Below are 21071 nucleotides of genomic sequence, written 5' to 3'. Positions count from 1 at the left end.
TCCAATGCTTGCTGGTACTGTGTATCAGCAACAAGCGAATTGTGTCCCCACAATTCAGTGCTTGCTACCATACAAGACATAGTCTTTAATGACGGTATGACGTATCATCCTCAAACACTTCCTCAATCGTCATATCGTCATTACAAACATACACCATCTCAATTAATCTTGCCATTGCTTTTCTAGGGGGATAACTTATTTTAATAAAATTATCATCAAACACGCTCTTGTATTTCTTTATTTTACTTGATAGTTTTCTACTTGTAATTTTCAAGTTTAAAACTGCACATAAGTTTTCATGCGTTCCATAATATTTCTTTTTCTTAACAATATAATGAATAACTTTAGTAATATCTTCTTCATCTGCTTGTTCATGTTCATCATTTTCAACAACAAAATACGTTAAGTGATTGTCTTGTTTTAAAGATAATTTTTCTTCAGGAATATCTTTCCCTATGACATATAATTTCTTACTTTCCAATACATCCTGTTCTTTTAATATGACCATCATGCCATCTGCTGCAGCGGTTACTCCTCTGCTCCCATAAATACTGTCAAAGGGATTTAAATAATCAATATGTTTGTTTACATGAGTTACTAGAAGAATTACCAAATGATATTTAAGTGCCATATCATGGATCTTTGACACTTCATCATATTCTAAAAGATATTTAGCTTCCGTATTTTTATCTATTATCTTAGCAAATGCATCTATAATAACAAGCTGTATATTCTTATATTTTTTTTGAAAATAGTCAAGTTCATATTTAATATCAAAACTATGAATACTATTGTTAAATATGAAATCAATTTGTTCACTCGCTTGAAAACCATATAATTCATAACGCTTCTTAATCTTTTCCTTTGTATCTTCTAATGCGCAATATAACACTCTACCTTGCTGAACAGTATGTCCTAGAAACTCATCACCACTAGCTATTGCATTACTTAACTGTAAACAGAAGAATGTTTTGCCAATCTTCTGTGGTGCACCTAATATTGTTACACCAATGGGTAGAAAATCTTTGACAACTTCCTCACCTGGTGTTGTAACTACATTTATAAGCTCACTGCCATTAATATATTCAGACATTTGAGTTTTCCTCGGTTAGCCCACTAATGATTTTCAACATAAACTTCATAACCTCATAGTCATCATTATTCAGCTCCATAAAGCTTTGGTTTTCCAACAAGTTAATAAAATAATGTAATTGTTTTATTAAGCATTTATGAACATAAGGATTTGGTTTCACAGTAATATCTTTTTGTAAGACTCTTTGAATTAAATATTCCTGTTTGCTCAATCCTGATAATGAAACTAGATCATCAAGCATTGCATTTTCTTCAGGTGACATACGGAAAGCAACAATTTTATTTCGCCATCTTCCTTGGGTATCGAATACTTTTTTACTCATACGTGAAATTTCCCCTTTCTATATTTAAACGATTTGCTATTTTGCCTTGTTTAGATGGGAACAAGTGTGCATATCGGTAAGTAATATCAATGCTTTCATGTCCAACACGATCAGCAATTGCTACCGCATCAAAACCCATCTCAATAAGCAAACTTACATGTGAATGCCGTTACGGTATAATAACGACAAACAGAAAAAGCCTTTATTTTCAAGGGGTTTGAGCGTTTGTCGTCTTTTATTCAATTCCTTTTCCAAGTTGAAAATTGACGAAAACTATAAAGAAAAAAGGAGGCTGTTTTATTAACGACAAAATTTAATAGTGCCAGCGGTCCGGCTTTATGTCTGACCGCTGGTTGCCGTGGGCGTTTCACTTTTATAGGTGGACGCCCTTTTTTCATACTCATTTTCGAGAGAAAGGAGATCCACATGGAATTAAACGAAATGGAAAAAAAGCTGCTCTTTCAAGTGGAGGGCGATTATCAGACAAAGATCCTGAATGAACTTTATATGACCGTGCGGTATTCAAATAATTCCGAACAGCGGGAGGCGGCAGAAGGTCTTATGGCAAAACTTCGTGTTCTGTCAAATGCAGAGTGCATGGACTTGGTAAAAGATATTCAGAAGAATTACCGTCTGCCCTATCCAGCCCGGACGATTGGAGAAAAGATCGCCGAGGCCAGACAACAATCAGGGGCAGAAAAATTGAAGGGGCATGACATCATGGCACTTGAACGCTTTGATCCAGAAGTAAAGCACATGATCGTCTTTGATGTATTGTCTTACGATTCCCCTGTTGGCGACAAAGGCGATAAGATGCGCTTGTTCCTTACAGATGCCGGCTATCAGAAATTTTTAGAGAGCCAGGAACGGGGCGAAGTGAAACTGAAAAACCATGCGAAGGTCTCTGACGGTCATCTCCATTATGACCGCAGGGATCATGCCTTGTAACGGAATAGTCGAAGAAAGGAGGCGATACAATGGCAGTATTCCGTGTAGAGAAAACAAAGGACTTTACGATAATGAGCAATCACCATCTGCGCAATACGGAGTTGTCCTTAAAGGCAAAGGGGCTTTTATCACTTATGTTGTCGCTGCCGGAAGATTGGGATTATACCACGAAGGGACTCGCCCATATCTGCAAGGACGGTGTGGATTCTATCACTACTGCCCTGAAGGAACTGGAGCGGCATGGTTATCTCACCAGACAGCGCCTCCGCTATGATAACGGGCAGTTGGGAGACATTGAATATACGATCCATGAGCAGCCTGTAAGTACCGAAAACATAGGGCTTTCACCTAAACGGGAAAATCCAAGACAGGTAAAACCTGAACAGGCAAAACCTAAACAGGCGGAACCTGAACAGGAAAATCCGGCACAATTAAATACTAATCCATTAAAAACAAAAAAATCAAAAAAAGATAAATCAATAACTTATCCATCAATCTATCCGGCAGAGCCGGAAGCGGCGAACCGCACGGATGGGATGGATCGGATAGAGCTGATAGAAGCATATCGTGAAATCATCAAAGAAAATATCGAATATGACTTACTGGTCTTACGGTATGGCAGGGAACGTCTGGACGAAACCCTTGAACTTATGCTTGAAGTGATTTTGTCGAAACGCCCTTACATACGCATCGCCGGAGATGATTTTCCGCGGGAGATCGTCAAGAGCCGGTTCCTGAAGATCAATTCCGGTCACTTAGAGTATGTCTTTGACTGTATCGACAAGAACGCGACGAAGGTCGGAAATATCAAAGCATATCTGCTGGCGGCGCTGTATAATGCCCCGGCTACAATGGACAGCTATTACCGTGCCGAGGTCAATCACGATCTGTACGGCTGTTAGGCACCTTTGGGTGTCTTTTTTCATTCCATCACAGGAAGGAGGCAAAGCACGATGAAAAGAATCACTGTGCCGGTACAATGCCCGGCGTAACCAAAGAACAGATTCAGGCAGCGCGGGAAGCTGATCTGTTTACTTACCTGCAGTTCCATGAACCCGGTGTGCTGAAACGGGATGGACCTAATTTCCGGCATAAGGAACATGACAGTCTGGTATATGTGACCGGGAAAAGGTACTGGTACTGGAACAGCCGTGGACGGAGTATCAATGCGCTGGACTACCTGATCCAGATTCGGGGATATGGTCTTGTGGATGCGGTTCATGCTCTGGTAGGTGGCGAAATCCGAAATACACCGGCTTACCGAAGTACGGCAGAAATACAGGTATCAAAAGAACCGGAAAAGAAAGCATTCTCTCTCCCCTGGGCCAGACGTTGCGCGACCGCTGCGGTCTCCTATTTGCAGAAACGGGGGATCAGCTCAGAAGTCATTCGCCAGTGTTTACAAGCCGGGATTTTTTACGAAGCCCGGTATCATGGAGAACCGGTTTGTGTATTTGTAGGGAAAGATGATTCCGGGAAAGCGAAGTTCGCCTGTATGCGCAGTATCGGCGGCAATCTCAAAAAGGATGTCTATGGCAGCGACAAAGGATATAACTTTTGTTATCCCCCGCAAAGTCCGGGTAGCCGGCATGTGGCAGTCTTTGAAGCTCCTCTTGATGCGCTTTCCCATGCAACGCTTCAAGAGCTGGAGGGATGGAAATGGAATGGTTACCGCTTGTCTTTGGGAGGTACTTCCCATGTGGCGCTGACTTCTTTTCTGGAACGCCACCCGGAGATCCGGCGTGTTACCCTTTATATGGACCACGATCTTGCCGGATTTGTCAATGCCCGGAAAATCAAGACCATGCTCCACGAGGATAAACGTTTCCGTCATATCCGGGTAAGTGTCAACCCTCCCCGGATGGGAAAAGATTACAATGAAAAATTGCTGGAGGTTCGGGAACAACTGCAAACCAGCCAGCACCAACGCCGCCCAAAAGAGGCGGCTGTTTCAATTTAGGGAGGATTTCAACATGAATGGATCTCAACATATCTGCTTTACAGACAGCGCCGGAAAAGCGCTGTTTTCCATTCCCGACAATGGTTTACTCTGCCTGTTCTATGGAAACGGGGACAGGCACTTTGCTGTTTGTCATCGTCTGGATGACACCCATGCAGAAATTGACGGGGTAAATTATTCGTTGCCGGATTTTGCCAAAAGGATGAAACACAACCAGATCAGCTTTGCCCCGGCATAAGGCTGGAAAACAAATAACAGGAGGATTTGAAAATGAAAAAAATTGAAAATACCGCTTTGCAGATGATTGCCGAGGCTTCCCGGTGTCCAGACTACGGCCCCGATATGGTTAAATCGCTGATGAAAAAGCTGGACATGAACGAAAAGGGCTTTGCGCTTTTGATGAATGTTGCCCCATCCACAGTGCGTCTTTGGACTAGCGGAGCTGCACAGCCTTGCGGCACAGCAAAACGCCTCATGCAGATTTATGAAACCGGTCCGGAGATTGTCGGCAAGATTGCCGGCGGGCAGCTACCGGCAGATGGGAGGGATTGATTAAATGGCGGGGACAGATAGCCAGCCGTTTGCGGAAAATGAGCAGGTCAAAGAGCTGCTTCACATGAAAGGAGGAATTTGATTGGATCAGGAACCACTACCGCAGATTCATTTGATCCGCGATACAGACTTATCCGTCTTTGCGTATGAGCTCCATATTTTTGCCGGAGATTTTCTCAGGGAATGCGAATTCAATATGCGTTCTCTGGCGACAAATGCCGGGGCTGATTCCATTGCCATCATGGGGAAAAATCACATGTGGCTTTCCGACGCTTTGTTTGCTTATTGTTCTACGGCAGATCTTCATCAAATGATCTTAACAACGGAGTTTATCGGAGCGAGGGCTTTCCTGTTTCATACGGATCGCAGAGAGGGCGGTCACTTGTACGGAGATGTCCTGATGATGGATTTAGACACGCTGCGGCAGGATATAAAACGAAATATCCTCTATCCCTGCGGCGTCAATATCGAACGCAAAGATGGTTCAGTGGCTACGGTCAGCCTGAAAGAATGGACTGGAATGGAGCTTTACGAAAAAGATGCTCTGAAAAGCTGGGGATTTTCTTATGCCCCGAATCAAGTTACGGAATGGCAGTACCACTATTCCACGATGTTCAGACAGTGGATGGATCAGGCATTTCGTTATATGCCCCAGGATTTAGAAGAACGCCTGAATATGCAATATATGGAGGCAGCCCAGAACCCGGATATGGATAAGTACCGCATACCACAGGGAACGGCAAAGCAGATGCTTCTTTATGACGAAGCCCCTGTGTATCGCCTTCTTCCATCCGGTTCGGAGAAAATTGCGCCCATCGCGGCAATCTCTACGGGCCTGTGGTATGAAAATTACCGGGAGTTTGCCATTGCACCGGAGGATTTAGGCGCTCTGGACAAACTGATCCGCAGGGAAACTGACCGGCTCACAGGAAACCTCCCACAACTTCACAAAAACGAAGAACGTCGCCCTGCCCCGGAGCGATAAGAATTTTACACTGACTGGAGGTGATGAAGATTGGCAGGAGTGCATGAAGATTTCGGCGAAAAGATCGGCGGTGCTAAAAAAGATCTGTGGAAAGACCGCGGGCTGTATGCAGATGATCTGGAAGCCATGAATGAGCGCGAAGCCGAAAAATTTGTGAAAAAGGATAATGTCTGGAAAAAGCCGGACTATGCAGCCATACTGGAGGAAGGGATTCCTCTTGGCGTGGTCTATTTTATCAAAAAAGCGAGGGACGGCTTAAACGCTTCCCCTCAGTATTACCGCACGGATGACACCCCGGAAAAACGGACCGCGAGACAAAAGGAATATATAAAAACAGTTCGGGAATTGCAGGCAGTGCTTTCAGATGTCCGTACTGCGGAGGATGCTGTGAGAGCCTATGACCGCTTTTTCGTTGACAATGGATATTTAGAAAAGGTACAGGGCTGGGGAAGCGGAATCCATTACCGGGCAACGAAAAAGGGACAGGACAATCCCGTGATCACAAACAAATTGTCCAATACCATGCTGATCCGCTCGGCTGAATATTTTGAGCGCAACTTTACTCAGAAAGCAAAAAAGGAACAGTTTTGTGTTTCCAAAGAGCAGAAAATACCGAAAGGTTATGCGATTCACTTCAACGACGGGAAACATACCTATTCTAAAAATGAGGACTGGAAGCCCGGTACCTACTATGTGACAAAAGGCTATTCGATCCTGCGGACCAATTTTGAGACCAAAGAAGCTGCCCTGAAATGGGTGCAGGAACTTGCCAAAGGCAGGAACAAAAATGGGAAGATCCGGTTTGTCCCTCCCCAGCTCGCCCATGTCAAACGTACCGGCCCGGATTATCGGAATGGCGTGGAGATCACCGGACAGCATTATCTTGATACATTTGGGTTCCGTGGCGGCGAGTTTGGAAACTGGATGAACCAGAACGACCGTCAGACCTCCCTTAACATGGGATTTGAAGCACTAAAGGATTTGGCGTCAGCCCTTAAGATCAGCGATAAAGATATTGCTTATCAGGGAACACTTGCTATCGCTTTTGGTGCAAGAGGCAGTGGCAATGCTGCAGCTCATTATGAACCTTTGCGTACAGTCATCAATCTTACAAAAATGCACGGGGCCGGTTCCCTGGCACATGAATGGTGGCATGGACTTGACGATTATCTTGGTACAAAGATGGGAGCAAAAGGGATGCTGTCAGAACAGCCCCACCTCTATGCGCCGTTCCAAAAACTCATTGACACCATGAAGTATAAACCGGAAACACCGGAACAGGCAGCAAAGCGCACGGAAGCACAAACAGAACGCACCCGGAAAAATGCGGCAAGCTGGCTGGATTCCTCGGTTCTTGCCTCCCTGAAACGGTATGGCAATGAGGAACAGATGGAAACCTACGCAGTCTTGCGGGAAGCATTTTTGTCCGGCGAACCCGGCTCTGTGGAACAGATCAGCGCATTTAAGAAGAATGTTACCGGCCGGGTAATTCCCAAAAGTGAACGGGAACGGCTGGAAATTTTTGAGCGTATGCTTTCCGGGATGCAGGCGCAGGAAGCTCCGCAGATTGGACGGACGGAAACTGATTTTTACCGTAATTCGGTACGCATGGGAAAAGAATGTGAAAAAGACGGCGGTTATTGGGACAGCAATGTGGAAATGACAGCCAGAGCCTTTGCCTGTTATATCAAGGACAAACTGCCCTACACATCGGATTATCTGGCAGGCCATGCCGACTGTGCCCTTACCCTGGTTTCCGGTAAAGACGGAGAAATGGAGGTATTGAAAGCCTTCCCTGTGGGGGAAGAACGCCGTGCAATCAACGCTGTTTTTGACGAGATCATTCAGGATTTGAAACGGGAACAGCTATTGACCCATGCCGATGTAACGCTTCCCCTCTCTGTTTCTGAACTTCGTGAGGCGGCGGACGGGCAGCTATCCATGTTCGGCGTCGGCCGTCCTTCCGTGATGGATCAGCTTGCGGCAAACAGGCCGGCAGATAAAAAATCACCGGCACAGACGTTTTCCAGAAAAAACCACGAGCCGGAAATATAGCAGGAGGTGAACAGCATTTTGGAAGAAAATAAAGATTATCATGCCTACCGGTATGGCGACCACTTGACGCCGGGATCGGAGCTTAAAATTGAGCACAGCGTAGTTTGTGAAAATGTGGATATTTCTACACTGATCACAATGGGAACAGATAGCCTGGAAGCCATGCGCCAGGGAAGTATCGACGGGGAGCAGAAAGCCTATGAAATCGTGGTGGCTGCCGCAAAACAGTGGGAACAGCAGGCAGCGGCAACACAGACGATCAACCGGGCTTTGGAATATCTTCGTACACCTGAGATTGAACATACCGGCAATCAGTGGAAAGACACCGATAACTGGAGGGCGGATCAGAAAATCAGCAACCGGGTCTATCAGATGACCTGCAGTATTTGGGAAGATACGAAATATGACAGGGAAACAAAACAGAGTATTCCGGTTGCCTGGTATGTGACATGGGAAGTCCGTATTCATTCCCCGAAGCAGGGATATGGAGAAAAGATTGCCGGACAAAACCAGAAACGATATACAGATAAGAATGCAGCCATAAAATACCTGGACGGGCGGAAGAAAGCCTATTCCCATTTATTCACGGAAATTTCCCCGCCAATTCCGAAAGAATATGAGCGTCATTTTATGGTTCATGGCACTCTCTTACCTGGTTATACGGTTGAAGGACTGGAACAGACCAAAACGGAACATGCCGCCGCCGAGGTTTCGGAGGGCGGTATTTTTACGCCCCAAAACCAGAGAAGCCTTCCGTCCTGGGGAAGCTCTCTGTGGCAAAAACCCAGGAAAAAACGCCAGCCGCTCCCGGTATGGCAATGAAAAAGAAGGAGGATATACAGTTATGAAAGTGTTAATGGTAGAGCCGGGCAAGTCCCCTTATGCTGCGGAGATTGAAAGCGGTCTGAAATCTTTGCAGGCGGCAGTGGGTGGAGACATTCAGGCGGTCTATCCGTATGAGGACCCGGTGGCTCTGATCTGCAATGATGAAGGCAAGCTGATGGGACTGCCTCTGAACCGGGCTCTCTTTGATGATGACGGCCACGTTTATGATATTGTGTCCGGGAATTTTCTGATCGTTGGTCTTGGCGAGGAAGATTTTACAGACCTTTCCCCGGACTTGATGGAGAAATACGGGGAGCAGTTCAAGTACCCTGAAAAATTTGCAAGGATTGCCGGCGAGATCATTGCAGTCAAGCAGCCTGCAACCAATGAACACCGGGAAAAACCGATGATGCACCATTCCGGCCCGGATTTGTAGAAAGAAAGGAGCCAATTATGTTAATGGCAGTAAATGAACCTTATGCCCTTATGGTGCAGCCGGACGATATTCTGATCTCTCCCCGTGAGGTAGATGAACATTTTGGGACGATGGTATGCTTCCATCCCCGCTATGCGCTGGGCGACCATCACAACTATATGGACAAAGACGACTTCCTGCGGGAAATGTATTTAGATACCGTAGGACATGATGAAGCCGGCATGAAACGCTATGAACGGATGGTAAACATTGTAAGCAGCCGTTTCCGGCATGGACCAAAGACAGAGGAACGGGCGATCGATGAAGCAATGCAGAAAGTAATTTCGGAAAAGTATCTGATGCTCCCCCTCTATCTCTACGACCACTCAGGTCTTGCCATGAGTACAGAAAGTTTCTCAGGCAGGGCCCCTCATGCAGAATGGGACAGCGGACAGGTCGGCTGGATCTATGTTTCCAAAGAAGATGCCCTAAAGGAATTTGACGCTGACAAGATGACCGGCGCCATCCGGCAGAAAGCGGACGCACTGATGCGCAGTGAAGTCGCCGCTTACGATTCCTATCTGCATGGCGAATGTTATGGGTTTGAGCTTTATAAAAACGGGGAGCTGTCGGATAGCTGTTGGGGCTTTATGGGTAACTTTTCCGATGTGTTGAAAGATATGGCGGAATACCTCCCGGATGAGTGCAAAGGGATGGTCGATCATCTGGAGGAACAGGAACGCCCGGCTACGATCATCAAGACGCTTTTGAAACATGCTAAAATTCAGGTCGATCAGGCAGCAAAAGCCTTTGAACACGCTTCCCGACAGCAGGTTCTTGGGGAAAGCCGGTAAAAAGTTATTTCCATATTATAAATACCGATTTTATCAGAAAGGAGGATGCTCTTGCAGGAAGATCTCGAACAACGAACGGTTTCTGTTTCTATACAGGCAGCAAAACTGTCAGGGCGGGTACTGCGTGCGGCTATTGCTGCGGTACTCCAAAAGATGGAACAGGAACGCACAATGCCAAAAGTCGGGCGCAACAGCATGAAGCGGCTGACTTATAAAGACCCCGGAGCCAATACCATTGAAGTTTCAGGGCGAATCCGCTCTTTTGAACGGTATGCCAGGAAACATCAGGTACGCTACCATATAGAAAAGGAACTTGGGACCGATCCCCCAAAATGGACGGTATATTTCAAGGCAAACCAGGCGGATGCACTGACGGCAGCTTTTAAGGAATATACGAAGAAAGACCTTACACGCAGCACCAGACCGTCGCTGCTTACACAGCTTCATAAGTTCAAAGAACTGGCGCAGTCGCTTGGCCGTGACCGTGTAAAGAACAAAGAACACGGAGGACCGGAACGATGAAGATTGATGCAGAAACACTGAAAAAACAGGTCATTCTCCATCTGCCTTATATTCTGTTCCTTCTGGTATTTGCCAAGCTGGGCGAGGCGGTGCGTCTGGCTCCCGGAGCAGACGCTTCCCAAAAGCTGTTAGGACTGTCCGAAGGCTTTGCCCTTGCGTTTCAGAGTATGTGGCCGGGAGCGGCAATGGACTGGCTGATTGGTTTATGCGGTGCAGCCATTATGCGGCTGGCAGTCTATCTTAGAGGGAAAGACGCTAAGAAATACCGCAAAAATGTGGAATATGGTTCTGCAAGATGGGGAAATAAAGCCGATATTGCCCCATTTATGGACCCAAAGCCGGAAAACAATATCATTCTTACCCAAAGTGAAGGACTGATGTTAAACGGACGGCCCAAAAATCCGGCCAATGCAAGAAATAAAAATGTACTGGTAGTCGGAGGATCAGGTTCGGGAAAAACGTGCTTTTTCATCAAGCCCAATCTGATGCAAATGCACAGTTCCTACGTCGTCACCGATCCGAAAGGTACAGTCCTTGTGGAATGCGGAAAGATGTTGCAGCGAGGCACACCAAAGCTGGACAAGGACGGAAAGCCTATGCGTAATGAAAAAGGAAAGATCATCTATGAGCCCTATAAAATACGGGTATTCAATACGATCAATTTTCAGAAAAGTATGCACTTTAACCCATTCGCCTACATTCATTCCGAGAAAGATATTCTGAAGATCGTCACTACCCTGATCGCCAATACCAAAGGCGAAGGAAAAGCCGGAGACGATTTCTGGGTCAAAGCAGAAACCTTGCTTTATACGGCACTGATCGGATATATCTACTATGAAGCTCCGGTAAACGAACAGAATTTTGCCACACTGGTAGAAATGCTGAACGCAATGGAGGTCCGTGAGGATGACGAGTCATTCAAAAATGCCGTTGACCTTCTCTTTGACGCTCTGGAACAGAAAGACCCGGATCATTTTGCCCTGCGTCAATATAAAAAATATAAGCTCGCTGCCGGAAAAACAGCGAAGTCGATCCTTATTTCCTGTGCTTCCAGACTGGCTCCTTTTGACATTAAAGAAGTCAGGGAAATTACCATGTATGACGAGCTGGATCTGGATATGCTGGGGGATGAACGGACCGCTCTTTTCCTTATTATGAGTGATACGGACGGAACCTTTGCATTTTTGATCAGTCTGATCTATTCCATTTTGTTTAACCGCTTATGCGAGCGGGCGGATGATGTATATGGGGGCAGGCTTCCCATCCATGTGCGCTGCCTGATCGACGAGGCGGCAAATATCGGGCAGATCCCGAACCTGGAGCGTCTTATGGCGACCATCCGAAGCCGTGAGATCTCTGCCTGCTTGGTGCTGCAGGCGCAAAGCCAGCTCAAAGCCCTGTATAAAGATAACATGGACACCATCATCGGTAACTGTGACGCCTCTCTTTTCTTAGGAGGCAAAGAAGAAACTACCTTAAAAAGCTGGAACTCCCTATTAGGGAAAGAGACTATTGATCTGTATAACACCAGTGTCACAAAGGGAAATCAGGAATCCCACGGACAAAATTTTCAAAAGCTGGGAAAGGACCTGATGTCGGTGGATGAACTGGCAGTTATGGACGGGGGCAAATGTCTGCTGCAGATCAGGGGTGTGCGGCCGTTCCTCTCCCGGAAATACGATATAACCAAACACCCAAATTACAAACTGCTTTCCGATTTTAATGAGAAGAACGCTTTTAATATCGAAAAGTTTCTTTCTACCCGGATGCCGATGCGTCCCGGTGAACGATACCGCAATTATGAAGTCACAGCCGAAGATCTGGCTTCCCAGACTTTATAGAGTTGTTCCTGCCTGTCAAAGCATGACGCCCCGGCAGGCTTTGTTTTTGTCACGATGAAAGGAGGATATTTTGAGGATTCGTGATTCTCCCTGAAAAGTAAATAACCGCAGGATTTTTCCTGCCCCATGCCGCCGTGCTGTTTGAAACAGATTTTTTTCTAAAAACAGTGCGGCGGCTTTTTTTGTTTCCGGCCTGATACGGCCATATCACAAATTAAAATTTCTGAAATTAAAGGAGGAACTATATGGCATTTTTTGCAAGCGCGATTGATACTTTGAAGATCCTTGTGATCGCCCTGGGCGCAGGTCTGGGCGCATGGGGTGTTGTAAACCTTCTCGAAGGTTACGGAAATGATAACCCAGGTGCAAAATCCCAGGGGATCAAGCAGCTTATGGCAGGCGGAGGTATCGCTCTGGTTGGTGCAACGCTGATCCCGCTGCTTTCCGGCCTGTTCGGTTAAGGGCTGACTTATGGGCAGTCTGTTTGAATGGATAACAGACTGGATTAAAGAGGGCCTGATCGATGCGATCACCGGACAGTACACCAGTATTTTCAACTCCGTCAACAATCAGGTTGCGGATGTGGCAAATCAGGTAGGACAGACCCCGCAGGGCTGGAATGGCGGCGTGTTTTCCATGATTCAGAATCTTTCAGAAACCGTCGTCATTCCCATTGCGGGCATGATCCTGACCTTTGTTCTGGTGTATGAACTGATCCAGATGATTCTCGAAAAGAACAACATGCACGAATTCGATACATTCAACATCTTCAAGTGGATTTTCAAGACTTTTGTTGCCACTTACCTGCTCACCAACTGTTTTACGATTGTGATGGCGGTCTTTGATGTGGCCCAAAATGTGGTGTCGCAAAGTGCCGGTGTCATAAACGGGAACCTGGATGTGCAGGCGGCGTTGTCTGATCTGAAAACCCAGCTTGAAGCAATGGGAATGTGGGAACTGATTGGACTGTGGCTGGAAACCAACATCATCAATCTGTGTATGTGGGTACTGTCCATCGTGATCTTTGTCATTGTATATGGCCGTATGATCGAGATTTATTTAACCGTGAGCCTTGCACCGATCCCGTTTTCCACAATGGCAAACCGGGAATGGGGACAAATGGGAACCGGGTATCTGCGTTCCCTTTTTGCCCTGGGCTTTCAGGGGTTTTTGATCCTGATCTGTGTTGCCATTTATGCAGTGCTGGTCCAGTCTATCCCATCGTCCGGCGACGTGCACGGCGCGATCTGGGGAACGGCGGGTTATACGGTACTGCTGGCTTTTGCCCTGTTTAAGACAGGTTCGTTATCCAAATCCATATTTAATGCAAGATAGCATGAACAAAACCAATTCTAAAAAGGAGGATTTTATATATGAGTAAAACCAATACAGAAAAAATGGCGCCGGAGACACAGACGCCGGAAATGGCAAACGGCATGAAGCTGGATGTCCGCGTGCGTCCGATCGCCCCAATGGGAAACCTGCTGGCGTTTGCCAATGTTACGATTGGCGGATGCTTTAAGATTGACGGCTTCCGTATCTGTTCCAGTGAAAAGGGGCTGTATGTCAATATGCCCGCAACCCAGGATAAGGGAGGCAACTGGAAAGATGTCTGCTGGCCGGTTACGGCAGAGTTCCGCAAGCAGCTCAACGATGCCTTAATCGATGGGTACGGGCAGGCTATTGAAAATTTGCAGGCAACTCTTGAAGCGACAAAGGGAGCAGCGGAAAAACCTTCCCTGACCGGTGCATTGAAAGAAAATGCCGGTAAGGTCAAAGAACAGCCGGCCAAACCGGCCACATCTAAGAATGAGCAGGCTCGCTAATGCCGGAAACGAAACAGTACGGCATTATCTATGCCGATCCGCCCTGGCATTATGACAGGAAACATGGAAGCGGCGTTGCGGAAAACCATTACCCCACAATGAGCATTGAAGAAATCTGTGCCCTGCCGGTATCGGAACTTGCCGCAAAAGACAGTGCCCTTTTTCTGTGGGCGACCTTCCCGCAGCTCAATGAAGCCTTCCGGGTGATCGATGCCTGTGGATTCAAATATAAAACGCTGGCTTTTCTATGGCTCAAACAGAACCGGAAAGCGGATAGCTGGTTTTATGGCATGGGCTTTTGGACCCGCTCAAACGCGGAGGTCTGCCTGCTGGCAACCAGAGGCCGTCCGAAACGCCAATGTGCGGGAATCCATCAGTTTGTGATCTCCCATATTGAGCAGCACAGCAAGAAACCGGACGAGGTGCGGGATAAGATCGTAAAACTCATGGGCGATCAGCCCAGAGTGGAACTGTTTGCAAGACAAAAGACACCCGGCTGGGATGTATGGGGCAATGAAGTGAACTGTACGCTGACTATGCCGGAGCGAAAGGGGTGATTTTGATAGAACAAGATGCAAAGCGGCTGCTTATGGAACGGCTGGACGAGTGTTTGAAGGTTCATGCGGATATGCTGGATGCACAGAACATCGGCAGTATTTACGAGTTACAGGGACTTTCGGAACTCCACTATTATCTGAAGGTTGAGCATGTATTTACTCCGGCGGAAGTAGAGGCGCTTCTTTCTTTTCAGGACCCGTTGGATGTAGCCCGATGGTGTTGGGAAGAAAATAACCATGAACACAGTTTCCCGATCTGCGATCTTCTCAAAGAAATTGATGCAGAGCAAAAATTTGAACATTTCACAAGCGAGCCTTCCGCACAGGACAAATATACGCTCCTGATGAAACGACTGGGACAGAATTACTTTGCCTACCGGGAAAGCCTTATGTCAAAGGATAAGGAATCCTTAATTGAAAAAGCTGCTGAAATTACAGCCATGCAGGAGGCGTATTCCTATCTGACAACAAAGTTTGAGTTCGGGGATGAAATGCTGGATGATGTGCTGGCGCTTGAGAATCCTTTGAAATACTTTGCAGACCGTTGGCTTTTGCCAGTTTCGGATGTGTTCGACGTGGATATGGATATTCGTGAAAATATTGCCGGAATCCGAGACAGCCAGGAATACCTGTGTCAGAGAGGACCGGCTGTTTCTGTCCTGGCACGGCTGCAAAATGCGGCTCAGGAAGTGCGGGAATGTCCGGCTGCGGAGAAAGCGGTACGCGATTTTGGTGCACGCTAATGGACCGGAAACTATATTACGATGGGAGGTGTATAGATGCCTTATGTACCTGTACCAAAGGATTTAACCAAAGTTAAGACCAAGCTGGCCTTCAATCTGACGAAGCGCCAGCTTATTTGTTTCAGCCTTGCCGGGCTTGTCGGCCTTCCGGTGTATTTCTTTACCCGCGGGGCGATCGGGAACTCGGCGGCTGTACTTTTGATGATCGGGCTGATGATGCCCTTTTTCTTCTTCGCCATGTATGAGCGTGACGGGCAGCCGGCAGAAAAGATTTTGAAGAACCGGCTCCGTTATAAGCTCTGGCCGAAGGACCGTCCATACAGGACGGATAACCTGTATAAATCTATGTCAAAGAAGGAGGTTACAAAGATTGCCAAAAAACAAGCAGCAGGAAGCTCAGGAAAAGCGTCTGCAAAAAAACATCAGGCAGGCCAAAAAGACCAGAGCCGATGCAAAGCAGGGCAAAACTAAGTCTGCCCGTTCCAAGCCGTCTAAAAAAGGCGGCTTTTTTGCCGGGCTGAAAGCAGATGCCCCGCAGACGGTCCAGCAGAGCATTCCCTACCGTGAAATGTACCGGGATGGGATCTGCCGGCTGACTGATACCCTTTACACCAAAACGGTGCAGTTTTTTGATATTAACTATCAGCTTGCACAGGCAGATGATAAAGCACAGATCTTCGAGGGTTACTGCGATTTCTTAAATTACTTCGACGCCTCGATCCATGTGCAGCTTACCTTTATCAACCAGCGGGCCAATATGCAGGATTTTACCAGAAGCATTGACATCCCTCCCCGCGGCGACGAGTATGACGGAATCCGCAGGGAATACGGGGATATGTTAAAGAACCAGTTGCAGAAAGGAAATAACGGTCTCACCAAACGTAAATACATTACCTTTGGGATCGAGGCAGATGACCTGCGTACTGCTAAAATGCGTCTGGAACGCATTGAAACGGATGTGCTGGCAAATTTCAAGACCCTTGGAGTCCAGGCAAGATCCTTAAACGGACTGGAACGTCTGGAGCTTCTTCACAGCCAGCTTCACCCGGACGGTCAGGAAAAGTTTCATTTCCAGTGGTCGGATCTGCCTAAGACCGGTCTTTCTACCAAAGACTTCATTTCCCCATCCGGGCTGTCTTTTTCAAAGGATGGAAAGACATTCCGGGTAGGCGATCATTCCGGTGCTGTCTCCTTTTTGCAGATTTTGGCGCCGGAGCTTACCGACCGGCTTTTAGCGGATCTTCTTGACTTAAACGACGCCGTGACCGTCAACCTGCATATCCAGTCTATCGACCAGGCGCAGGCGATCCGAAACATCAAGCGTAAAATGTCGGACCTGCAGAAAATGACCATTGAGGAACAAAAGAAAGCGGTCCGATCTGGGTATGACATGGACATCATTCCCACCGACCTTGCCACCTATGGAGAAGAAGCCAAAAATCTTTTGCAGGATTTACAGAGCCGCAATGAGCGCATGTTCCTTGTGACGGTACTGGTGGAAAATATCGCTGCCAAACGTCAGAAGCTGTTCAATGATATTTTTGCCGCTTCGGGTGTGGCACAGAAATACAACTGTGCCTTAAAACGGCTGGATTACCAGCAGGAACAGGGGCTTATGTCCTCGCTTGCTCTTGGTACGAACCAGATTGAGATTGAGCGCGGGCTTACGACCAGCAGCACAGCGATCTTTGTACCGTTTACCACCTGTGAACTGTTCCAGGAGGGCGAGGCATTGTATTACGGCCTGAACGCCCTTTCCAATAACTTGATCATGGCGAACAGAAAAACGCTGAAAAACCCCAATGGGCTGTTTCTCGGTACCCCAGGAAGCGGCAAATCTTTCTCTGCCAAGCGTGAGATCGTCAATGTGTTCCTTCTGACGGAGGACGACATCATTATCGCCGACCCGGAAAATGAGTATGGGCCGCTGGTACAGCAGTTCGGTTCCCAGGGGCAGGTCATTGATATTTCCCCTACTTCCACGAACTACATCAACCCGATGGACATCAATCTGGACTATTCCGATGATGAAAACCCGATCACTTTGAAAAGTGATTTTATCCTGTCGCTGTGTGACCTTATCATCGGCGGCAAAGAAGGACTTTCCCCCATTGAAAGGACGATCATCGACCGTTGTACCAGACTGGTGTACCGGGAATACCTGCAGGACCCGTGCCCGGAAAATATGCCGATCTTAGGTGATCTTTACGAGCTGCTTTTGAAACAGTCTGAACCGGAGGCACAGAATATCGCAACGGCGCTGGAAATCTATGTCAATGGTTCCCTTAACGTGTTCAACCACCGTTCCAATATCCAGATGGATAAACACCGGGTACTGTGTTTCCAGCTTAAGTCACTGGGAAAAGCCTTAAAGGAAATCGGGCTTTTGATCATGCAGGATGCGGTGTGGAACCGTGTCACGGCCAATCGCTCCAAACATAAAACAACCTGGTTCTATATCGACGAATTCCATCTTCTTTTGAAAGGGCAGACAGGAAGTTTCAGCGTGGAGATCTGGAAACGCTTCCGTAAATGGGGCGGAATTCCATCAGGTTTAACGCAGAATGTCAAGGACCTTCTGGCTTCCCGTGAGATCGAAAATATTTTTGAGAACTCGGACTTTATCTATATGCTCAACCAGGCCCAGGGAGACCGTCAGATTTTGGCAAAGCAGTTGGGAATCTCCCCGCACCAGCTTTCGTATGTGACCCATTCCGGTCCCGGCGAGGGGCTTTTGTTCTTTGGAAATGTGATCATCCCTTTTGTGGACCACTTCCCGAAGGACACACTCTTGTACAGCGTGCTTACCACAAGACCGGATGAAGTAGCGGGGACCAAAGCGTGAGACAAAAATTAAAATGGATCGGAGGTGAGAACAATGGCACACGACAGGGAATTTCAAAGGAGGCGCAAAGATACCCGGATGCCGGTGCGTGATTCCCACGGGGAGGATCAACCGGCAGCCAGGCAGACCGAACAGGATTTTGACCTGCGCAGGGCACGGGACACCCCTTCTTCTGTCAACGGCAAGACACACAGGCAGGACATCCCTGTACAGACGGAATTTTCCCATCTGTCACCGGAAACACCGGCGTCCTTGTTGGAACAGGGCGAAGCGTATGCAACCGCTTTGGATGGTTTTTCGGAACACTTTGAGACACCGGATGCTGCCAGGACAGCGCCCCCGATACAGGACAACGTGCGAAGCAATTTCCGGCAGGAGGCTTCCAGACGTTTTCTTGTAACAGAGAATGCGACAGACCATGATACCGGAAAATATGCTCCTTCTTCCGAAGGCTCAGCCACACCGGACAGCACAGACAGATCCAGTCAGGAACACCGTTACCGGACACATCAGCATGGGAACAAATATCAACAGCGTTTTCAGGAAGCGGCACAGGCGGAGGAACAGGCAGCGCAGAAGGAAAAGGGTGTGGATAGCGAACCGCCAAAAACATCCAAGCTGGAATTTACTGCGGATGAACTGCCGCCGCAGACAGAGGATAAAAAGCTCACCCATGCAAGGCGGAAGGCCGAACGTACTGCACAAAAAGCAGAGCAGGCACAAAATCGTCTGCCGGCCCGGAAGAAACTGCGCATGGAGACGGTTTCCGACCCGGAGACCGGAAAAGCCAAAAAACACTTAAAATTTGAAAAGGAGGTCAAATCACAAAAGGCCCATGTAAAAGGGCCTGTACCACTGCGTCCGGTCAAGGCGGGCGCCAATACTGCCATTGGTTACGCCCATAAAAAGATTTATGAGGCAGAGGATGAAAATGTGGGGATCAAGGCATCCCACCGCTCTGAACTTGTGGGCGAGGCAGGGCTTCGCACGGCATATCACCGGCATAAAACTGCCCCCTACCGAAAGGCAGCGAAATTACAGCAAAAATCAGCAAAGGCCAACGCAAGACTTGCTTACCGGCAGGCTCTTAGCGACCACCCGGAGCTGAAGAAACATGCGATTGCCCGGATATGGCAGAAACAAAAACTGAAAAGGCAGTATGCCAAGGCTGCCCGTGAAGCCGGGAAACAGGCAAAAAATGCCGCAGTCGCAACAGAGAGGGTCAGCGTCGGTATTGTCCATGCGGTCAAACGGCACCCTGTAATCTGCCTTGTCCTCCTGCTTCTCCTTTTGGTAATTTTCCTGATCACATCCCTGTTTTCCACGTTCTCCAATATCGGGACCGGCGGTTTGGGAAGTCTGGCTGCTTCTACCTATCTTGCAGATGATCAGGACATCAACCAGGCGGAGCTTACCTATACCGAATGGGAAACGGATCTGCAAATGGAAATAGACCGGGTGGAATCAGACCGCCCCGGCTATGACGAATACCAGTATAACCTGGGCGCAATCGAGCATGACCCGTATGTGCTGATGGGGTATCTGACTTCTGCTTATCAGGGATTTACTTACGATGAAGTGGAAAGCGTGCTGCGGCAGCTTTTCCAGGAACAATATACCCTGTCCTTTTCAGAAGAAACCGAGATCCGTTACCGCACCGAAACTTCCGTTGATCCGGAAACCGGGGAAGAAACCCAGGAGGAAGTGCCTTATGAATGGCGCATCTTAAATGTCAAGCTCACAGTCACACCTCTAGAAAACCTGGTCGTTTCCCGGATGAACGCAGACCAGAAAGAGATCTGCGAGATCCTGCTGCAGACAAAAGGAAACCGCCAGTATGTCAAAAATGTCTTTGGCACCAACTGGCTCCCTTATGTGACCAGTTATTACGGCTACCGGGTACATCCCATCAGTGGGGAAAAGAACTATCACACCGGTGTGGACATCGGGATGCCGGAGGGCACAGAGATCCTTGCCGGGCATGACGGAACGGTCACCCTTGCGGGAAATGTCGGCGGTTATGGCTTGTGTGTCGCTATTGAAGGCGAGGCATACGAAGGACATACCCTGACGACCAAATACGGGCACTGTTCCCAGATCCTTGTTTCTGCCGGGCAGGAGGTCAAAGCCGGGGATGTGATTGCAAAGGTCGGGAATACCGGAAATTCTACCGGGGCCCACCTGCACTTAGAAGTCCTGGTTGACGGCCAGTATTTGAATCCCCTGTATTTTGCCGATACCGGCGATACCAGCGAACGGCACCTGCCGGAAGTTGGTTCAGGCGGCACAGGAAACTACTTCGATTATGACATTCCACCGGAAGCCCTTGCGGATGAACAGTTTGCCGCAATGATGGCCGAGGCGGAAAAATATCTTGGCTATCCGTATGTATGGGGAGGCGCAAGCCCTTCCACTTCCTTTGACTGTTCCGGCTATGTGTCCTGGGTGATCAACAACTGCGGCGTTGGCTGGAATTTCGGAAGGCTGACCGCGGATGGTCTTTTAGGTGTATGTACGCCGGTATCAAGTGCGGATGCAAAACCGGGCGACCTGATCTTCTTCCAGGGGACCTACAACACCAGCGGCGCAAGCCATGTAGGGATCTATGTGGGAAATGGAATGATGATCCACTGTGGAGACCCGATTTCTTATGCAAACATCAATACAAGCTACTGGCAGCAGCATTTTTATACATTTGGGCGTCTGCCTTAACAGATTGGAGGTAATA

General features: G+C 47.8%; 22 protein-coding genes and 1 pseudogene. 20 read left to right on the top strand and 3 right to left on the bottom strand.

The window, feature by feature from the left end; all coding sequences use genetic code 11:
- Window positions 1-85 precede the first annotated feature (85 nt).
- The 3 genes and pseudogenes from NE665_RS05695 to NE665_RS05685 form a co-directional block, all read right to left on the bottom strand.
- Entirely contained in the window at window positions 86-1093 is a 1008-nt protein-coding gene (locus tag NE665_RS05695; RefSeq protein WP_118654725.1) for an AAA family ATPase, read from the bottom strand.
- On the bottom strand, window positions 1086-1415 hold the full coding sequence (locus NE665_RS05690; protein WP_117442484.1) for a mobilization protein: 330 nt from the start codon (window positions 1413-1415) through the stop codon (window positions 1086-1088). The genes NE665_RS05695 and NE665_RS05690 overlap by 8 nt, the downstream gene beginning before the upstream one ends.
- A pseudogene (locus tag NE665_RS05685) lies at window positions 1408-1584 on the bottom strand (tyrosine-type recombinase/integrase); the annotation flags it as partial. The pseudogene NE665_RS05685 and the gene NE665_RS05690, both read right to left, overlap by 8 nt.
- 257 nt (window positions 1585-1841) lie before the next feature.
- On the opposite strand from NE665_RS05685, the gene NE665_RS05680 reads away from it, so the two are divergent.
- From NE665_RS05680 to NE665_RS05585, 20 genes are all read left to right on the top strand, one after another.
- Window positions 1842-2363, top strand: coding sequence for a DUF5720 family protein (locus tag NE665_RS05680; protein WP_005361050.1), 522 nt, complete (start codon window positions 1842-1844; stop codon window positions 2361-2363).
- 29 nt (window positions 2364-2392) lie between these two features.
- Window positions 2393-3265 carry a DUF6017 domain-containing protein gene (locus tag NE665_RS05675; RefSeq protein WP_117442483.1) on the top strand — a complete coding sequence of 291 codons (873 nt, stop codon included), beginning with the start codon at window positions 2393-2395 and terminating at the stop codon, window positions 3263-3265.
- Between the two features lie 77 nt (window positions 3266-3342).
- Window positions 3343-4323, top strand: a complete 981-nt coding sequence (locus NE665_RS05670; protein ID WP_117442482.1) for a DUF3991 domain-containing protein — start codon at window positions 3343-3345, stop codon at window positions 4321-4323.
- Window positions 4324-4336: 13 nt separating this feature from the next.
- Window positions 4337-4561: a hypothetical protein gene (locus NE665_RS05665; RefSeq protein WP_055156485.1), complete on the top strand. Its 225-nt coding sequence runs from the start codon at window positions 4337-4339 to the stop codon at window positions 4559-4561.
- Between the two features lie 32 nt (window positions 4562-4593).
- Entirely contained in the window at window positions 4594-4875 is a 282-nt protein-coding gene (locus tag NE665_RS05660) for a hypothetical protein (protein WP_005361060.1), read from the top strand.
- Window positions 4876-4957: 82 nt separating this feature from the next.
- Window positions 4958-5860 (top strand): hypothetical protein, encoded by a 903-nt coding sequence (locus NE665_RS05655; RefSeq protein WP_064786909.1) that lies wholly within the window; start codon window positions 4958-4960, stop codon window positions 5858-5860.
- Window positions 5861-5986: 126 nt separating this feature from the next.
- On the top strand, window positions 5987-7915 hold the full coding sequence (locus tag NE665_RS05650; protein ID WP_256302479.1) for an LPD1 domain-containing protein: 1929 nt from the start codon (window positions 5987-5989) through the stop codon (window positions 7913-7915).
- 18 nt (window positions 7916-7933) lie between these two features.
- On the top strand, window positions 7934-8737 hold the full coding sequence (locus tag NE665_RS05645; protein WP_256302478.1) for a hypothetical protein: 804 nt from the start codon (window positions 7934-7936) through the stop codon (window positions 8735-8737).
- Window positions 8738-8759: 22 nt separating this feature from the next.
- Window positions 8760-9176, top strand: coding sequence for a DUF3846 domain-containing protein (locus tag NE665_RS05640; protein ID WP_064786913.1), 417 nt, complete (start codon window positions 8760-8762; stop codon window positions 9174-9176).
- Between the two features lie 17 nt (window positions 9177-9193).
- Entirely contained in the window at window positions 9194-10009 is an 816-nt protein-coding gene (locus NE665_RS05635) for a hypothetical protein (protein ID WP_117442480.1), read from the top strand.
- 45 nt (window positions 10010-10054) lie between these two features.
- Window positions 10055-10531, top strand: a complete 477-nt coding sequence (locus tag NE665_RS05630; protein ID WP_223385988.1) for a PcfB family protein — start codon at window positions 10055-10057, stop codon at window positions 10529-10531.
- On the top strand, window positions 10528-12372 hold the full coding sequence (locus tag NE665_RS05625) for a VirD4-like conjugal transfer protein, CD1115 family (RefSeq protein ID WP_117442479.1): 1845 nt from the start codon (window positions 10528-10530) through the stop codon (window positions 12370-12372). The genes NE665_RS05630 and NE665_RS05625 overlap by 4 nt, the downstream gene beginning before the upstream one ends.
- Window positions 12373-12617: 245 nt before the next feature.
- Entirely contained in the window at window positions 12618-12833 is a 216-nt protein-coding gene (locus tag NE665_RS05620; RefSeq protein ID WP_005361081.1) for a Maff2 family mobile element protein, read from the top strand.
- 10 nt (window positions 12834-12843) lie between these two features.
- Window positions 12844-13707 carry a VirB6/TrbL-like conjugal transfer protein, CD1112 family gene (locus tag NE665_RS05615; protein WP_117442478.1) on the top strand — a complete coding sequence of 288 codons (864 nt, stop codon included), beginning with the start codon at window positions 12844-12846 and terminating at the stop codon, window positions 13705-13707.
- 38 nt (window positions 13708-13745) lie between these two features.
- Window positions 13746-14198, top strand: a complete 453-nt coding sequence (locus NE665_RS05610) for a SpoVG family protein (RefSeq protein ID WP_117442477.1) — start codon at window positions 13746-13748, stop codon at window positions 14196-14198.
- The gene (locus NE665_RS05605; RefSeq protein ID WP_117442476.1) at window positions 14198-14755 is read left to right on the top strand and encodes an MT-A70 family methyltransferase; all 558 of its coding nucleotides are present in this window, start codon (window positions 14198-14200) and stop codon (window positions 14753-14755) included. The genes NE665_RS05610 and NE665_RS05605 overlap by 1 nt, the downstream gene beginning before the upstream one ends.
- Window positions 14752-15498 carry a hypothetical protein gene (locus NE665_RS05600; RefSeq protein ID WP_227199217.1) on the top strand — a complete coding sequence of 249 codons (747 nt, stop codon included), beginning with the start codon at window positions 14752-14754 and terminating at the stop codon, window positions 15496-15498. Before NE665_RS05605 ends, NE665_RS05600 begins: the two co-directional genes overlap by 4 nt.
- A 36-nt stretch (window positions 15499-15534) precedes the next feature.
- Window positions 15535-15969: a PrgI family protein gene (locus NE665_RS05595; protein WP_071144312.1), complete on the top strand. Its 435-nt coding sequence runs from the start codon at window positions 15535-15537 to the stop codon at window positions 15967-15969.
- 97 nt (window positions 15970-16066) lie between these two features.
- The gene (locus NE665_RS05590; protein ID WP_117442489.1) at window positions 16067-18343 is read left to right on the top strand and encodes a VirB4-like conjugal transfer ATPase, CD1110 family; all 2277 of its coding nucleotides are present in this window, start codon (window positions 16067-16069) and stop codon (window positions 18341-18343) included.
- A gap of 33 nt (window positions 18344-18376) precedes the next feature.
- On the top strand, window positions 18377-21055 hold the full coding sequence (locus NE665_RS05585; protein WP_117442475.1) for a CD1108 family mobile element protein: 2679 nt from the start codon (window positions 18377-18379) through the stop codon (window positions 21053-21055).
- The last annotated feature ends 16 nt before the right edge of the window (window positions 21056-21071 follow it).

The organism is Clostridium sp. DFI.1.208 (genome assembly GCF_024463855.1).
Taxonomy (GTDB): Bacteria; Bacillota_I; Bacilli_A; order Erysipelotrichales; family Erysipelotrichaceae; genus Clostridium_AQ.
Note: the sequence above shows the minus strand (reverse complement) of the source record. Positions and strands in the feature narration are given on the sequence as shown.

Coding starts and splice junctions, on each gene's coding strand:
- NE665_RS05620 (WP_005361081.1), top strand. CDS start 12,618: ATGGCATTTTTTGCAAGCGCGATTGATACTTTGAAGATCCTTGTGATC.
- NE665_RS05665 (WP_055156485.1), top strand. CDS start 4,337: ATGAATGGATCTCAACATATCTGCTTTACAGACAGCGCCGGAAAAGCG.
- NE665_RS05680 (WP_005361050.1), top strand. CDS start 1,842: ATGGAATTAAACGAAATGGAAAAAAAGCTGCTCTTTCAAGTGGAGGGC.
- NE665_RS05605 (WP_117442476.1), top strand. CDS start 14,198: ATGCCGGAAACGAAACAGTACGGCATTATCTATGCCGATCCGCCCTGG.
- NE665_RS05650 (WP_256302479.1), top strand. CDS start 5,987: ATGAATGAGCGCGAAGCCGAAAAATTTGTGAAAAAGGATAATGTCTGG.
- NE665_RS05635 (WP_117442480.1), top strand. CDS start 9,194: ATGTTAATGGCAGTAAATGAACCTTATGCCCTTATGGTGCAGCCGGAC.
- NE665_RS05675 (WP_117442483.1), top strand. CDS start 2,393: ATGGCAGTATTCCGTGTAGAGAAAACAAAGGACTTTACGATAATGAGC.
- NE665_RS05595 (WP_071144312.1), top strand. CDS start 15,535: ATGCCTTATGTACCTGTACCAAAGGATTTAACCAAAGTTAAGACCAAG.
- NE665_RS05615 (WP_117442478.1), top strand. CDS start 12,844: ATGGGCAGTCTGTTTGAATGGATAACAGACTGGATTAAAGAGGGCCTG.
- NE665_RS05590 (WP_117442489.1), top strand. CDS start 16,067: ATGTACCGGGATGGGATCTGCCGGCTGACTGATACCCTTTACACCAAA.
- NE665_RS05640 (WP_064786913.1), top strand. CDS start 8,760: ATGAAAGTGTTAATGGTAGAGCCGGGCAAGTCCCCTTATGCTGCGGAG.
- NE665_RS05670 (WP_117442482.1), top strand. CDS start 3,343: ATGCCCGGCGTAACCAAAGAACAGATTCAGGCAGCGCGGGAAGCTGAT.
- NE665_RS05610 (WP_117442477.1), top strand. CDS start 13,746: ATGAGTAAAACCAATACAGAAAAAATGGCGCCGGAGACACAGACGCCG.
- NE665_RS05625 (WP_117442479.1), top strand. CDS start 10,528: ATGAAGATTGATGCAGAAACACTGAAAAAACAGGTCATTCTCCATCTG.
- NE665_RS05585 (WP_117442475.1), top strand. CDS start 18,377: ATGGCACACGACAGGGAATTTCAAAGGAGGCGCAAAGATACCCGGATG.
- NE665_RS05690 (WP_117442484.1), bottom strand. CDS start 1,415: ATGAGTAAAAAAGTATTCGATACCCAAGGAAGATGGCGAAATAAAATT.
- NE665_RS05630 (WP_223385988.1), top strand. CDS start 10,055: ATGCTCTTGCAGGAAGATCTCGAACAACGAACGGTTTCTGTTTCTATA.
- NE665_RS05695 (WP_118654725.1), bottom strand. CDS start 1,093: ATGTCTGAATATATTAATGGCAGTGAGCTTATAAATGTAGTTACAACA.
- NE665_RS05660 (WP_005361060.1), top strand. CDS start 4,594: ATGAAAAAAATTGAAAATACCGCTTTGCAGATGATTGCCGAGGCTTCC.